Genomic DNA, 13,303 nt, shown 5'->3' with positions numbered 1-13,303 from the left:
AAAATCACCCCTCGCCCCGCCGGTCGAACCGGCGGGGCGAGGGGGGCAGCGACACTCCGCCGCCGGGAGCCTCAGCAGCTGAGCTTGTCGCCCGGGGCGACGCCGAGGATCCCGGTGAACCGGGTGTAGTTGTTGATCCGGCTCTGCACCTGCTCCGGGTTCTTCCCGTCGCATTCCAGGCTGCCGTTGATGCTGCGGATCGTCTCGCCGAAGCCCTTGCTGTTGACCATGGCGCTGTGGGGCGTCATGGTCCCCGGGCCGTTCTGCGTGTTCCAGTACCAGAGGCCGGTCTTCCACGCCACGGCCGGATCGGTCTGCACGAGGTCGGGGTTGTTCAGGAGGTCGATGTTCAGGGCGTCGCCCGCCGCCTTGTAGTTGAAGTTCCAGCTGAGCTGGATCGGGCCGCGGCCGTAGTACTTGTCGTTGCCCGCCGGACAGCCGTAGGGCTGGGAGCTGTCGCAGTAGTGCGGGTAGTTCGCGGTGTTCTGCTCGACGACGTGGACCAGGCCGCCGGTCTCGTGGCTGACATTGGCCAGGAAGGCGGCGGCCTCCTGCTTGCGCACGGTGTCGCTGCCGGTCCCGGTGAACTCGGGATAGGCGCTGAGCGCCGCCGTGAGACCGCCGTAGGTGTAGAAGGAGTTCCGGTTCGGGAACATCTGGTTGAACTGGGCCTCGCTGACGAGGAATTCCGCCGCGGCCCGCTTGTCCGGCGCCGCCTTCTCCGCGGAGGCGTTGGGCGCGAGGGTCAGCAGGGTGAGCGCGGCGGCGGACGCGGTCGCGGTCAGCGCGGCAAGGACACGAAGACGCATGGGAGATCACTCCTTGGGCGGGCCGGCGCATGCGCGACCGACCGCCGGGCGGTGGGGGGATGTGCGGTCGGGAAGGACGCCGGACACACCGGGGCCGCGGCTATCCGGAATACCTCCCGCCGTTGGACTAGACCATACCGAGTGACGCATTCACGTCAAGAGGTCGCCGGATAACGGCAGTTGAGAGGTGCCGCGAGGCGTCTCAGGCCATGCTCTCCGCGGCGAGAACCTCGATCGCTTCGGCGACATAGGCGGCGTACGGCCCCACCAACGGCCGGATGTCGCCCCAGTGTTCCTCCTCCCCCGCGACGTACACGGCCCGCGCGTGGGCGAGCACGGGCCGGTGGGCCGCCGGGAGCCGGGGCAGGGCCCAGTCGGCCGCGGCGTCCTTGGACGTCAGGGCCCCGGTCGCCAGCGTCATCCAGATCCGGGCCAGCGTCAGGACGGCGTTGCGCGTGTCCGACGCCAGGTCGGCCAGCAGATCCGGCACCCCGGCGACGATCGCGCGCGCCAGATCATCGGGCGGTACGGGAGCCAGCACCTGCCCCGGCGGCGGCCCGGCCAGCGGGGTGTCCGCGAGCAGCACCATCGCGATCAAGGGCGCGAGATCGGGGCTGAGCACCGGCGACGGCAGCAGCCCGCGCTCGTACTCCTCCCGCAGCCACTCCCCGTACTGGAACTCGCGGCGCGGCGGGTAGCTCCAGGGCCTGACCTCGCTCCGGACGACGATCGTCAGCTCGACGGGGCGCGCCGCATCTCCCCGGGCCGGGTGGACGGACAGGGCGAGGAGCCCCTCGACGAGCCGTCCGCGCCGCCCGGCCGGCACGGGCCGTTCCACGACGGCGAACACGTCGATGTCGCTGTGCGGCCGCAATCCGCCGAGCACGGCGGAACCGTACAGATAGATGCCGACGACGTCCGCGCCGAGCGTCTCGCGGACCAGGTGCACGGTGTCCTCGGTCTGGGTCACTGAAGCCCTTCCTCCTGGGGAGATGTGCGGCAGCGGGGGATGAACCGGTCATGATCGTAGGAACCGCCACCCCCGCGGGACCAGCGAGTTTCCGACACGTCTGCCGCGAGCGTTCGCGGACGTACACTGAAGCGGTGTCGGGCAGGTCCCTGCTCCGCCCGGCCACCCGTGCTCAGCCCTCCACGACCCGGATCCGGTCCTCAGCGACCGGTCGTGCGGCGCACGGGTAGCGTTCCTCGGCCGCCTTGGCCCTTCGGCCCGCACGCAGATATCCCCCTGTGGGGCCCCGCTCGCCTTACGCGTTTCACCGCGGACTCCGGCTCGTCGTCGCCCTCGCCCCTCAGACCGGGCGTGCGCGGTGTGCCGTGAGCCGCCTTCGAGGGGACTGTTGTGAAGCTCAGTGCACTGCTCGACGGGTACGACCACCACGTTCTGCACGGGGACCCGGATGTCCCGGTCACCGCGGGAGTGACCTTCGATGCCGGACAAGTGACGTCCGGATCGCTGTACGTCGCCGTACCCGGCCATGAGGAGGGCGGGCCCGGGGGCATCAGCCGGGCACTGGAACGAGGGGCGGTGGCGGTCCTCGCCGAGGGCGACGCGCTGCCCGGCGAGGCCGCTGCCGGGCGGGTGTGCGTGGTGCGGGTGGCCGACGCGCGCGCGGCCGCCTCGCTCGTCGCCTCGCGCTACTACGGCGATCCGGGCCGCGCGATGAACGTCGTGGCGATCACGGGTACGAACGGCAAGACCTCCGTCTCGTACATGATCGAGTCGGCGCTCAGGCTGGCCGCGGGCGCGAAGGTGGGCGTGATCGGCACCTCGGGCAGCCGGATCGGCATAGAGCCGATCCCGATGCCGCGGTCGGTCCTGAGCACCCCCGAGTCGCCGGACCTGCAGTACCTCCTCGGCCACATGCGCGACCGGGGCACCAGCAGCGTGGTGCTCGAGGCCACGTCCATGGGTCTGCTCCAGCAGCGCCTGGACCATGTGCCCGTCTCCGTCGGCGTCTTCACCAATCTGACGCAGGACCACCTGGACGACCACGGCACCATGGAGCACTACAAGAACGCCAAGCTGCGCCTGTTCGCGGGGCTGTGCGAGCGCGCGGTGGTCAACGCCGACGACCCCGTCGGCGCCGAGATACAGACCCTGATGCCGGGCGCGGTGACCACCTACGGCATCGACGCGCCGGAGGCCGACTACCGCGCCAGCGACCTGGTCGTGGACGCCGGAGGCACCCGCTTCACGCTCCACCACGACGGCCGCAAGTACCCCGCCGCGATCCCGATACCGGGCCGCTTCTCGGTGTCCAACGCGCTGGCCACCCTGGCCGCGTGCCATCTGCTGGGGCACGAACTGCCCGCGCTGGTCGAGGCCCTGGACCGGATGCCGCCCACACCGGGCCGCCTGGAGCGCTTCACCACCGCGCAGGGCGTCTGCGTCATCGTCGACTACGCGCACTCGCCCGACTCGCTGGAGAAGGTCCTCGCCACGGTCCGCGGCTTCGCCACCGGATCGGTGATCACCGTCTTCGGCTGCGGCGGCGACCGGGACATCACCAAGCGCGCGCTGATGGGCGAGATCGCGGGCCGCTTCTCCGACCTGTGCGTCCTCACGTCGGACAACCCCCGCAACGAAGACCCCGAGACCATCCTGGACCAGATCGTGCCCGGTCTGACGTCCACCGGGACGCCCTTCGAGCGGGTGGCCGACCGCCGCTCGGCGATCGCGCACGCGCTGTCCGCCGCGCAGGAGGGCGACATCGTCCTCGTCGCGGGCAAGGGCAGCGAGCCGTACCAGATCGTCGGCGACCGGCTCATCGCCTTCGACGACATGACGGTGGTACGCGAACTCGACGCGCTGTAGGGACGATCACGCGGGTGAGTGTGCGATTCGTCCATCGCCTCGCCGTGCGCGGTGCGAATCGGGCACTGGCGCGGTGGGGCGAACGGCGTCTACGGTCCCTGCATTTCCCCCCACCACCGCGTACGTCGTGGTGCCTACACCCAGGGAGCTGCCTGTGCCCAAGGAGTCATCGCCGTCCGTCACCGAGGTCGAGACGCACGGAGTCGAACGCATCCCGGACGCGGACCGCACGGCCGGGCCGCTCGACCTGTTCCGGCTCGCGTTCGGCGGCGCCAACACGTTCGCCACCTGCGTGCTCGGCGCGTTCCCGATCCTCTTCGGCCTCTCCTTCTGGCAGGGGCTCGCGGCGATGCTCATCGGGCTGCTCGTCGGAGCGCTGCTGCTCGCCCCGATGGCGGTGTTCGGGCCGCGCAACGGCACGAACAACGCCGTCTCGTCGTCGGCGCACCTGGGCGTGCACGGCAGGATCGTCGGCTCCTTCCTCTCCCTGCTGACCGCCGTGGCGTTCTTCTCCCTGTCGGTGTGGAGCTCGGGCGATGCCCTCATCGGCGGGGCGCACCGGCTCCTCGGCGTGCCGGAGAGCGATGTGGCCTACGGCTGCGCGTACGCCGTGTTCGCCGCGCTGGTGCTCGCCGTGTGTGTCTACGGCTTCCGCTTCATGCTGCTCGTCAACAAGATCGCGGTCGTGGCGGCGACCCTGCTGTTCGTCCTGGGCCTTGCCGCCTTCGCGGGGGACTTCGATCCCTCGTACGCCGGGATCTTCACGCCGGACGCCGACCGGGCCACCCAGGACCTGTTCTGGCCGTCCTTCATCGGCGCCGCGCTGATCGTGCTGTCCAACCCGGTCTCCTTCGGCGCCTTCCTGGGTGACTGGGCGCGCTACATCCCGGCCCACACGCCCCGCCGCAAGGTGATGGGCGCGGCCTTCCTCTCCCAGATCGCCACCGTGCTGCCGTTCGGCTTCGGCCTGGCGACGGCGGCGATCATCGCCGAGCAGGCACCGAAGTACATGGACCCGGCCGCCCCGAACTTCGTCGGCGGGCTGCTCGCGATCGCGCCCGGCTGGTACTTCCTGCCGGTCTGCCTGATCGCGCTGATCGGCGGCATGTCGACCGGGACCACCGCGCTGTACGGCACCGGCCTGGACTTCTCCTCGGTCTTCCCGCGGCTCGGCCGCGTCCAGGCCACCGTCCTGATCGGTGTCCTGTCCATCACGTTCATCTTCGTGGGCCGGTTCGGCTTCAACCTGGTCCAGGCGATCTCCACCTTCGCCACGATGATCATCACCTGCACCGTGCCCTGGATGATCGTCATGATGCTCGGCTACGTCACCCGGCGCGGCTGGTACGACCCCGAGGCGCTACAGGTCTTCACGCGCCGCCAGCACGGCGGCCGCTACTGGTTCGCCCGTGGCTGGAACTGGCGGGGCATGGCGGCCTGGTGGACCGGTGCGGTGACCGGCGTGCTGTTCACCAACATCCCCGGACAGTTCGTCGGGCCGCTCGGCGACCTCGCGGACGGCGCCGACATCAGCCTCCCGCTGGGGGCGGCCGTGGCGGCAGTCGTCCACCTCGCCCTGCTCGCGGCCTTCCCGGAGCCGCGCGGGGTGTACGGGCCCGAGGGGCCGCGCTGGGTGCGCGCGGCCGACACCCCGATCGCCCCGATCACCGGCCCGCCGGGCGGCGGCCACGAAGAGGCCGCCGCGAAGGCGCAGGCATAGCCCCCGGCGCGCCGCCCTCTCTAGGGGGCGGCGCGCCGCCGGGCTCAGCGGGCCGTCTCCAGCTCCCGTTTGAGGTTCTTCAGCGTCCGGTCGATGTTGCCGACCTGAAAGACCGCGAAGGTCTTGCCGCCCGTGGCAAGACGGTCGAAGGCGTTGGCCACGAAGGTGGGCCACGAGCGCCGGTCGTCCGTCCAGGTCTCGGTCACCTTGGTGGCACCGTCGCTGTCCTCGAACCGGTACTCCCAGGTGGCGATCGGGGCGCGCAGCCGGGGGCGCTTGAGCCCGATCGCGTGCACGCGGAAGGCGAAGCGCAGGCCCGGCTCGGCCTTGGTCACCGTGCAGCGCGTGGTCCAGCGGAACGGGCCGCGCTTGTTGTGCCCGTCGAAGGCCAGGCCGACGTGGGCGGGCACCTCGCCCCCGGGCACGGTCGCCCCCAGGTTCTCGGGGCTCCACCGCCCCATCAGATCGGGCCTGCTGACCTGCTCGTACACCGACTGCGGTGACGCTTGGACCAGGATGCTGCGGGACACTGTGAACGTGCGGGTCATGACCACTCCGATCCTCGACCCGCGACCTTACTCACCAGTAGCTTGAATGTCAGCCCCCTCCCCCGCCCCAGATTGCCGTGCACGCCACCGACAGGGCGCCTCAGACCAGCCCGGTGACCGTGACGGCGATGCCGGGCGCGGTCTGCTCCCCGGTCACCCGCTCGAAGGCCTTCGCCGTTGCCGCGCGCACCTCGCGCGTCACGTCCAGGGCCCGCCGCCCCCGGTGCAGGACGACGAACACCTCCACGCTCCAGCCCTGGGTGTCCTTCGGCCGCCGCACCTGCACACCGGCGGAACCCGCCGGAGTACTGGGAAGTCCTCGTCTGAGCAAGGCCGAAGTACGCAGCAGATCCGCGAGCCCCGGCCGCAGGAAGGCCACCCCCGGGGTGTCGAGGACCGCCTCTATGACGGCGTCCGCCAGTACGCGGGAAACGTCTCGATCGCTCACCGCTGCCGCCCTTCCTCACTGTCGTCACTGTCGTCGTCGATGACATCGGTGATCGTCACGTCGACGGCCGCGATCCGCATGCCCAGCTCACCGTCCGCCGCGTCCAGGACCCGGTCCCGCACCCGGTCGGCGACCTCCGGCAGGTGCCACGCGAGCGGGACCTGGACATCGACGCGGACCCTGACCGGCCCTCGTGCCAGGCGCCCCGCAGGCGCCGGGGACGCCTCGTCCTCCAGCGGATCGATGCGGCAACTGCCCGCGCGCACTCCCGGCAGCGACTCGGCCGCCGCCCGCACCGTGCGGGCCGCGGCGGCCTCCACGATCCACGCGTCCTCGTCCTCGTCGCCCAGCGGCAGCGTCCGGCCCGGCCGCAGCTCCAGGCGCACCACGTCCATGACACGGCCGGTGAGCGCGGAGGTGTCCGGCTCCCGGGGCGCCGTGTCGCGCGTCTGTGTGACGATCCCCTCCAGGTGCCGCAAGGCGTCCAGGGCCTGCAGGCAGTGCGGGCAGCTGTCGGCATGGGGGTCGGGCACGCCCGCCTCCCCCTGTTCCCACACGTGTGACAACGCGCGCCCGCAGGGCAGCAGTTCGTCCTCAGGCAGCACTCCGAAGCCCGCCTCCCGCTCGTCGTCCGGTACGGATTCCCCGTTCATCGCCATGCCGCCATCGCCTCCGTCAGATAGCGCCGCGCCCTGAAGACCCGGCCGCGGACCGCCTCCGGACTGATACCGACCGTCTCGGCGATGGACTCGTAGGGTGCGCCGTCCAGCTCACGCAGCACCCAGCACACCCGCTGCTCCGGCGAGAGCCCTTCCATAGCCCGCGCCAGGTCCGCCACGGCGGCGTGCCCCTCGGCCGCCCGCGCGGGCGAGACCTCGTGCTCCGGCGCGGACGGCTCGGGCAGGCTGTCCAGCGCCACCACCGGCCGCCGCGTACGCAGGAGGTTCAGGCAGCGGTTGGTGACGATGCGGTAGATCCACGTACCGAACTGGGCGTCTCCGCGGAACTCCGGCAGCTTGCGCCAGGCGCTGACGAAGGAGTCCTGCACGGCGTCCTCCGCCTCCGGACGGCTGCCGAGCAGGCGCGTGGCCAGCCGCAGCGCCATGGGGGCGTGGCGGTGCACGAGCGCCTCGAAGGCCTCCTCGTCACCCTCGGCCGCCCGCACCGCGAGCAGTCCGTCCTCACGTCTCGACGAAGCGTCCGCTTCCTCGGGTGTTCCGCCCCGGTCGCCCGGCACACGCGGCTCCTCTCACTTCGGTCGTGCTCCTACGACACACGAAAGGCACTCCGCGTTACGCGGCCCAAGAACGCTACATGCCGCCGGAAGAAATTCCCGCGAGGCGCGTAACAGACATACGGCACCCGGGTCGGAGCAGGAGAAGAGCCGGAACAAGCCTTCACACGGTCCGGCACCGGCAGCACAGTCACCGAGAAATCCCTGACGACGACTAGGAGATGCCACCATGGCGACGCAGGACCTCACGTCGAACACTGCCGTATCAGGCAGCACCGAGAAGAACCTCACCGGCGGGTCCCAGAAGAGCACCCTGGGAGCCACCACCGTCACCGGCGGCACGGGCGCGACCGAGCCCGCTGCGACGCGGGGCAAGACGTCCATCGCCGATGTCGTGGTCGTGAAGATCGCCGGAATGGCGACCCGCGAGATTCCCGGCGTGTACGACATGGGCGGCGGCCTGTCCCGCACCATCGGCGCCGTACGCGACCGTGTCCCCGGCGGGCGCCCCAATGTCGGCCGCGGAGTGAAGGTCGAGGTCGGCGAGCGGCAGACGGCGATCGACCTCGACATCGTCGTCGAGTACGGCGTGCCCATCACGGACGTCGCCCACGACGTGCGCGAGAACGTCATCTCGGCGGTGGAGCGCATCACCGGCCTCGAGGTGGTCGAGGTGAACGTCGCCGTCAACGACGTCCACCTGCCCGACGACGACAGCGGGGACTCCGGCGGCGAGACGCGCGTCGAGTAGCGCCCAGCCCCACGCGGGCCACCTTCCGGTCGTGCGAGACGTCCCTTTTCTGTGGTGTGAGGTGAGTGGTGAGCACAGCTCTGGTCGGTCTGTTGGCGGGCATGGCCCTGGGATTCGCCGGATGGTTCGGCGGCTTCGGCGCGTTCCTGCTGGTCGCCGCGCTCGGCGCGGTCGGCTTCGTCCTGGGACGGCTCGTGGACGAGGGCACGGATGTGCGTGCCTTCCTCGGCGGGCGTGACCGGGAGCGCCGATGACCACGCCCGCCGCGGAGCGCGGTACGACCACGGTCGCGGACCGCGCGGTGCGCCGCATCGCCGAGCGCGCCGCGACCGAGGCCCTGGCACCCGGCGCGGTCGAGGTCAGCCGGGGATCGGCGACCGTACGCGGCCGGCGGGCCCAGGTGGGCGTCACCGTGAGCCTGCCCTATCCGGCCGTCCTCGACGAGGCGGGCGAGAGCGTGCGCTCGCACGTCGCCGAGCGCACCGCCCGGCTCACCGGCCTCACCGTGCCCTCGGCACGGATCCGCGTCCGGCGTCTGTCCCGCCGGGAGCGGTCCGCCGGGCAGCCGGCGCCGCCGGTGGCCGCCTCCGATTCCGCGGGGGCGGCCCCGGCCCGCGCGCACCGCCCGTGGTCCCAACGCCGCCTTCCTGTCGCGGTGTTCGCCCTCGCCGCCGCCGCTGCCTGCGCGGTGCTGCTGTTCGACGTGGTGTCCGTGCACGCGGCCGATCGCGCTCCCGCGCGGTGGCGGGTGGAGACGCTGGAGTGGCTCTCCACGCACGGCCCGGACCCCACGACCTCGGGCGCCCTCGCGGCGCTCGCCGTGTTCGCGCTCGGCGTGTGGCTGCTGGTCGTGGCCGTCACGCCGGGGCGCCGCAGCGGTCTGCCGATGAGGCCGCCGCTGCCGGGGGTGCGCGCGGTCCTGGAGCGCAGGGCGGTCGCGGTGTTCCTGCGGGACGCCGTGACCGACGTGCCCGGGGTGGGCCGGGTCCGGGTCCGGGTCGGCCGCCGTACCGCACGGGTGCGCGCGGGGTTGCAGTTCGGTGAGCTGAACGGCGCACGGCGGGCGGTGACCGAGGCCGCAGAGGGGGCGACCGCGGGGCTCGGCCTCGCCAGACCGCTGCGGCTGCGGGTCCGGTTGAAGACCGAACCGGCCTGGCGTGCCCCCGGGCCCGGGATCGAGTCAGGGAGCGGGCCCGGGAGCGGGCCCGCCGCGGCGGAACGGAGCACCCCCTGATGAGCCGGCTCCGCGGCGGCGCCAACCGCTCGACTCTGTTCTGCGTGGCGGCCGTTCTCCTGACCGCGGGAGCCGCGCTGGCCACCGCGGCCGCTCCCGTGCGCGATCGGCTGCCCTCGGGCCTGCCCCGCGTCGGCGACGACCGGGTGTGGCTGGATCAAGAGCTGCTGGACCGCTGGCGCGAGCACGGCTGGTGGACGCCCGTCGTGATCACCGCGCTGGCCGTCGGCGCCGTCCTGTTCCTCTGCTGGGCCGCCGCCCAGATCCGCACCGGACGGCTGCGCGAACTCCCGCTCGGGCAGCCCGGCGTCACTCTCTCCGCCACGGCGCTGGCCTCCGTGATGGCCGAACGCGCGCGGGCCGTGGACGGCGTGGCCCGCGCCCACGTGCGCCTGCTCGGACGGCCGCGGCGGCTGCGGGCCCGCATCACGCTGGTCCTGGACCCCGACGCCGCACCGGAAGCGGTGCTGCGCGAGCTCGCCCGGGACACCGTCGCCGAGGCACGGGCGGCGGCAGCGCCCCGCTCCCTGGAGGCGGAGGTGCGCCTCACGACCCGCCCGCACCGAGCGCGCCGCATCCACTGACGACTCCAGGGCTTGACGTACAGGGCATTGGCCGTCAGGCCTCGGCTACAGGGCTTCCAGCGTGGTGCGGAGGTCCGTGGCGCGAGGGCGGTTGTGGGGAAGCCGGGCGAGGACCGCCGCCATGCCGCAGGTGTCGGTGACGGCCGAGAAGACCAGGCCCGCGCCGACACCGGCGGCCAGCCAGCGCGCGGGCCGGAAGCGGGTTCCGGCGGCGAGACCGAGGACGACGAGGGACCCGGCGGCAAGACGGACCTGGCGATCCATCGCCCAGGCCGTCGGTGCGCCTTCGGAGGGCTGGAGCGGGTGGCCCTGCGCGGCCCAGGCGGTGGTGCCGCCGACGAGGATGGCCGCGGGGATGTCGGCGGCGGCCAGCTCGGCGCACGCGGTGGCGGAGCGGACGCCGGAGGCGCAGACCATCAGGAGCACACCGCGGGCGGCGGCGGCCTTGAGCTCGGGCAGCGCCGTGTTCAGCTGGTCCACGGGGATGTTGTGGGCTCCGGGGAGGTGCCCGGATGCGTACTCGCCGGGGGTGCGGACGTCGACGACGGTGTAGTCGCCCAGGTGGGCCGCCGCCTGCGCGGGGGACAGATCGGTGGGGGCCAGATCGGTGGGGGGAGTCATGTGGGGGGCCGTCCTTTCGTTGCGCCAAGGCTCTCACCCCGGCAGGGTGCGCACGGGCCAGGGCCGGGTTCCCGATCACGCACGGACCACACCGACCACACACACGACACCGACCGCACCGACCGCGCGGACCACAGAGCCCAGACCGCCGGAAGCCTCCGCAGCCCCCGGACGGGGCTGCGGAGGCTTCCGGCGGTGACCGTCAGCTCTTCGGCATCAGGACGGTGTCGACGATGTAGACCGTGGCGTTGGCCGTCGGGACGTTGCCGCAGACCACCTTCGACGTGTCGTTGACCTTGTACTCCGTGCCGGAGCCCGCGGTGGTGAGCTTGCTCTTCTCCAACGTCTCGTAGGAACCGTTCTCCAGCTGCTGCGGCGTCAGCTTCTGGCCCACCACGTGGTACGTAAGGATCTTGGTGAGCATGGCCTTGTCGTTGAGGACCTTGTCCAGGTCGGCCTTCGGGATCTTCGCGAAGGCGTCGTTGGTCGGCGCGAACACCGTGACGTCCTTCGCGTTGTTCAGGGTGTCGACAAGACCGGCCTTCTTCACCGCGGTGACGAGGGTGGACAGCTCCGGGTTGTTCGACGCGGCGGTGGCGACCGGGTCCTTCGCCATCCCGTCGAAGGAGCCCGAGCCGCTCTTGGGGACCGACGAACAGGCCGGTCCGAACGGCTCGTCCGCGGTCATGGCGTCGTCCGCCTCGGACTGCTTCGCGCTGGGCGTGGCGTCCGCGGCCTTGGTGTCCTTGTCGCCGCTGTCCGAGCACGCCGTCAGGGCGATCGGCAGCATCGCGGCGGCGGCGACGGCGACCGCGGTGCGGCGAATTCGGGTGGAGTACATGGACATGGTCTTCTCCTTGCGTCGTTGCAGGCATGGGGGTGGCCGGAAGCAGGCGGCATCAGGGCACGGGGGCCGCCGCCGGGTACCGGCCGGTCGCGTCGGCGGAAGCGGCCCCGGGGCCTTCGGCACCGAGCGCCGGGCGCACCGACCGTGCGCACCGTCCCCACGTCTTCCGTTCTTCGCTCACACAGGGAATTCGTCACCGGGCGGGCCGGGGATTGGTCTCGGACCACATTCACCCGATCGGGCACACCCGCCCCTGCGCCGGGCAGGCGTGCCGGTGCCCTTCAGGCGCCCCTGCCGTGGTCAGGCGCCGCGGGCCTGCTCGAAGCGGGCGCGGCCCTCGGCCAGTTCGACGATCGGGTCGGGGTAGTCGATGTCCGCCCGGTCCGCGTCCGGGAGCTTCCACGGCTCGTGGACGAACCGGTCCGGGACCGCGGCGAGTTCGGGCAGCCAGCGGCGTACGTAGCTGCCGCCCGGGTCGAAGCGCTTGCCCTGGATCACGGGATTGAGGACCCGGTTGGGCCGGGTGTCGGTCCCGGTGCCCGCCGCCCACTGCCAGTTCATCTGGTTGTTGGCGACGTCGCCGTCCACCAGGAGGCTCAGGAAGTGCCGGGCGCCCACCCGCCAGTCCACGTAGAGGGTCTTGGTGAGGAAGCTCGCCACCACCATGCGCCCGCGGTTGTGCATCCAGCCCTCGTGGCGCAGCTGCCGCATCGCCGCGTCCACGAAGGGGTAGCCGGTGCGCCCGTCGAGCCAGGCGGCGGTCTCCTTCTTGTTGGTGCGCCACCGGTCGCCGCGCGAGCGGTAGTCCTGGGCGGCCGCGTCCGGGCGGGCCGCGAGGACCTGGTGGTGGAAGTCGCGCCAGGCCAGCTGCCGGATGAAGGCCTGCGCCCCCGGTGAGCCCTCACGGGTGGCCTCGTGGACGACTTCGGTCGCCGAGAGGGTGCCGAAGTGGAGGTGGGGCGAGAGGCGCGAGGTAGCATCGGCGGCGATGTCGTCCTGGCCGTCCTCGTACCCCGCGATGTCGCCGGACAGCCAGGCCCGCAGCCGCTTGCGCCCGGCGTTCTCGCCCCCGGCGTCGAGTCCCGGCGAGACTCCGGTGATCTCCGCGCGCGGCCGCACCGGGTCCGACGCCACGTCGGCGACCTGCACCGTGCGCGGTGCGGCCAGGACATCTCGTACGCCCTCCGCCGTCCAGCGCCGGAAGTACGGGGTGAACACGGCGTAGTGGTCCTTCCCGGACGGGAGCAGCTCGCCCGGGGCGACGGCCGTCACGACCGCGTCGTGCACGACCAGGCGGCAGCCGGAGCCGTCCAGCGCGTCCCGCAGCCGCTCCTCGCGCCGCGTCGCGTACCGGCTCACCCCGGCCGCGACGTGCACCCGCTCCGCCCCGGTCTCCGAAGCCACCCTCCGGACCTGGTCGACGACGTCTCCACTGCGGACCACGAGGCGACCGCCGCGCTTGCGCAGGCCCGTGTCCAGATCCGCCAGGCAGTCGGCGAGGAAGGCACCGCGGTTGGGCACGGCGAAGCCCGTGGCCCGCAGCCCGTCGTCGTACACGAACAGCGGCACGATCCGGTCCGCTTCGCGCAGGGCGGCCCGCAGCGCCGGATTGTCGTGCAGGCGCAGGTCGGAGGTGAACAGAACGATCGAGACAGTCACTTGCTGCGGCTC

The 13,303-nt window shown here is 72.3% G+C and carries 15 protein-coding genes; 6 read left to right on the top strand and 9 right to left on the bottom strand.

Features of this window, described 5'->3' with window-relative positions; translation table 11 throughout:
• Positions 1–71: 71 nt before the first annotated feature.
• A complete protein-coding gene (locus tag ACZ6ZP_RS12950) occupies positions 72–809 on the bottom strand; it encodes a chitinase (RefSeq protein ID WP_383816446.1) in 738 nt (245 codons plus the stop codon).
• Positions 810–1,011: 202 nt separating this feature from the next.
• On the bottom strand, positions 1,012–1,779 hold the full coding sequence (locus ACZ6ZP_RS12945; protein WP_361474563.1) for an aminoglycoside adenylyltransferase family protein: 768 nt from the start codon (positions 1,777–1,779) through the stop codon (positions 1,012–1,014).
• 390 nt (positions 1,780–2,169) lie between these two features.
• Between ACZ6ZP_RS12945 and ACZ6ZP_RS12940 the strand changes: the two genes are divergently transcribed.
• Both ACZ6ZP_RS12940 and ACZ6ZP_RS12935 read left to right on the top strand, forming a co-directional pair.
• A complete protein-coding gene (locus tag ACZ6ZP_RS12940) occupies positions 2,170–3,645 on the top strand; it encodes a UDP-N-acetylmuramoyl-L-alanyl-D-glutamate--2,6-diaminopimelate ligase (protein WP_469406739.1) in 1,476 nt (491 codons plus the stop codon).
• 154 nt (positions 3,646–3,799) lie between these two features.
• On the top strand, positions 3,800–5,365 hold the full coding sequence (locus ACZ6ZP_RS12935; protein WP_469406738.1) for a purine-cytosine permease family protein: 1,566 nt from the start codon (positions 3,800–3,802) through the stop codon (positions 5,363–5,365).
• 44 nt (positions 5,366–5,409) lie between these two features.
• Here ACZ6ZP_RS12935 and ACZ6ZP_RS12930 read toward each other — a convergent pair whose 3' ends face one another.
• The 4 genes from ACZ6ZP_RS12930 to ACZ6ZP_RS12915 form a co-directional block, all read right to left on the bottom strand.
• Positions 5,410–5,913 carry an SRPBCC family protein gene (locus tag ACZ6ZP_RS12930; protein ID WP_351157302.1) on the bottom strand — a complete coding sequence of 168 codons (504 nt, stop codon included), beginning with the start codon at positions 5,911–5,913 and terminating at the stop codon, positions 5,410–5,412.
• Between the two features lie 100 nt (positions 5,914–6,013).
• Positions 6,014–6,361 (bottom strand): Asp23/Gls24 family envelope stress response protein, encoded by a 348-nt coding sequence (locus ACZ6ZP_RS12925; RefSeq protein WP_361473271.1) that lies wholly within the window; start codon positions 6,359–6,361, stop codon positions 6,014–6,016.
• Positions 6,358–7,020 (bottom strand): Asp23/Gls24 family envelope stress response protein, encoded by a 663-nt coding sequence (locus ACZ6ZP_RS12920; protein ID WP_469406736.1) that lies wholly within the window; start codon positions 7,018–7,020, stop codon positions 6,358–6,360. Before ACZ6ZP_RS12920 ends, ACZ6ZP_RS12925 begins: the two co-directional genes overlap by 4 nt.
• Positions 7,011–7,598 carry an RNA polymerase sigma factor gene (locus ACZ6ZP_RS12915; protein WP_351157308.1) on the bottom strand — a complete coding sequence of 196 codons (588 nt, stop codon included), beginning with the start codon at positions 7,596–7,598 and terminating at the stop codon, positions 7,011–7,013. Before ACZ6ZP_RS12915 ends, ACZ6ZP_RS12920 begins: the two co-directional genes overlap by 10 nt.
• A 226-nt stretch (positions 7,599–7,824) precedes the next feature.
• Here ACZ6ZP_RS12915 and ACZ6ZP_RS12910 point away from each other — a divergent pair, with 226 nt between their 5' ends.
• From ACZ6ZP_RS12910 to ACZ6ZP_RS12895, 4 genes are all read left to right on the top strand, one after another.
• Positions 7,825–8,346, top strand: a complete 522-nt coding sequence (locus ACZ6ZP_RS12910) for an Asp23/Gls24 family envelope stress response protein (protein ID WP_469406734.1) — start codon at positions 7,825–7,827, stop codon at positions 8,344–8,346.
• A gap of 68 nt (positions 8,347–8,414) precedes the next feature.
• The gene (locus ACZ6ZP_RS12905; protein WP_351157312.1) at positions 8,415–8,600 is read left to right on the top strand and encodes a hypothetical protein; all 186 of its coding nucleotides are present in this window, start codon (positions 8,415–8,417) and stop codon (positions 8,598–8,600) included.
• On the top strand, positions 8,597–9,580 hold the full coding sequence (locus ACZ6ZP_RS12900; RefSeq protein ID WP_469406732.1) for a DUF6286 domain-containing Asp23/Gls24 family envelope stress response protein: 984 nt from the start codon (positions 8,597–8,599) through the stop codon (positions 9,578–9,580). The genes ACZ6ZP_RS12905 and ACZ6ZP_RS12900 overlap by 4 nt, the downstream gene beginning before the upstream one ends.
• Positions 9,580–10,164: an alkaline shock response membrane anchor protein AmaP gene (locus ACZ6ZP_RS12895; protein ID WP_469406731.1), complete on the top strand. Its 585-nt coding sequence runs from the start codon at positions 9,580–9,582 to the stop codon at positions 10,162–10,164. Before ACZ6ZP_RS12900 ends, ACZ6ZP_RS12895 begins: the two co-directional genes overlap by 1 nt.
• Positions 10,165–10,209: 45 nt before the next feature.
• On the opposite strand, the gene ACZ6ZP_RS12890 is transcribed toward ACZ6ZP_RS12895, so the two are convergent.
• The 3 genes from ACZ6ZP_RS12890 to ACZ6ZP_RS12880 form a co-directional block, all read right to left on the bottom strand.
• Positions 10,210–10,785 carry a rhodanese-like domain-containing protein gene (locus ACZ6ZP_RS12890; protein WP_351157318.1) on the bottom strand — a complete coding sequence of 192 codons (576 nt, stop codon included), beginning with the start codon at positions 10,783–10,785 and terminating at the stop codon, positions 10,210–10,212.
• A gap of 202 nt (positions 10,786–10,987) precedes the next feature.
• Positions 10,988–11,626: a fasciclin domain-containing protein gene (locus ACZ6ZP_RS12885; RefSeq protein ID WP_351158009.1), complete on the bottom strand. Its 639-nt coding sequence runs from the start codon at positions 11,624–11,626 to the stop codon at positions 10,988–10,990.
• Positions 11,627–11,932: 306 nt separating this feature from the next.
• Entirely contained in the window at positions 11,933–13,291 is a 1,359-nt protein-coding gene (locus ACZ6ZP_RS12880) for a cryptochrome/photolyase family protein (RefSeq protein WP_469406730.1), read from the bottom strand.
• Positions 13,292–13,303 lie beyond the last annotated feature (12 nt).

This window comes from Streptomyces sp. NPDC054047, assembly GCF_055585065.1.
The sequence above is the reverse complement of the archived record's forward strand: the minus strand, read 5'-3'. Positions and strand labels throughout refer to the sequence as shown.

Bases quoted from the DNA above. Each gene is read 5' to 3' on its own strand.
- ACZ6ZP_RS12930 (WP_351157302.1), bottom strand. From the start codon at position 5,913: ATGACCCGCACGTTCACAGTGTCCCGCAGCATCCTGGTCCAAGCGTCA.
- ACZ6ZP_RS12900 (WP_469406732.1), top strand. From the start codon at position 8,597: ATGACCACGCCCGCCGCGGAGCGCGGTACGACCACGGTCGCGGACCGC.
- ACZ6ZP_RS12895 (WP_469406731.1), top strand. From the start codon at position 9,580: ATGAGCCGGCTCCGCGGCGGCGCCAACCGCTCGACTCTGTTCTGCGTG.
- ACZ6ZP_RS12890 (WP_351157318.1), bottom strand. From the start codon at position 10,785: ATGACTCCCCCCACCGATCTGGCCCCCACCGATCTGTCCCCCGCGCAG.
- ACZ6ZP_RS12885 (WP_351158009.1), bottom strand. From the start codon at position 11,626: ATGTACTCCACCCGAATTCGCCGCACCGCGGTCGCCGTCGCCGCCGCC.
- ACZ6ZP_RS12920 (WP_469406736.1), bottom strand. From the start codon at position 7,020: ATGGCGATGAACGGGGAATCCGTACCGGACGACGAGCGGGAGGCGGGC.
- ACZ6ZP_RS12950 (WP_383816446.1), bottom strand. From the start codon at position 809: ATGCGTCTTCGTGTCCTTGCCGCGCTGACCGCGACCGCGTCCGCCGCC.
- ACZ6ZP_RS12910 (WP_469406734.1), top strand. From the start codon at position 7,825: ATGGCGACGCAGGACCTCACGTCGAACACTGCCGTATCAGGCAGCACC.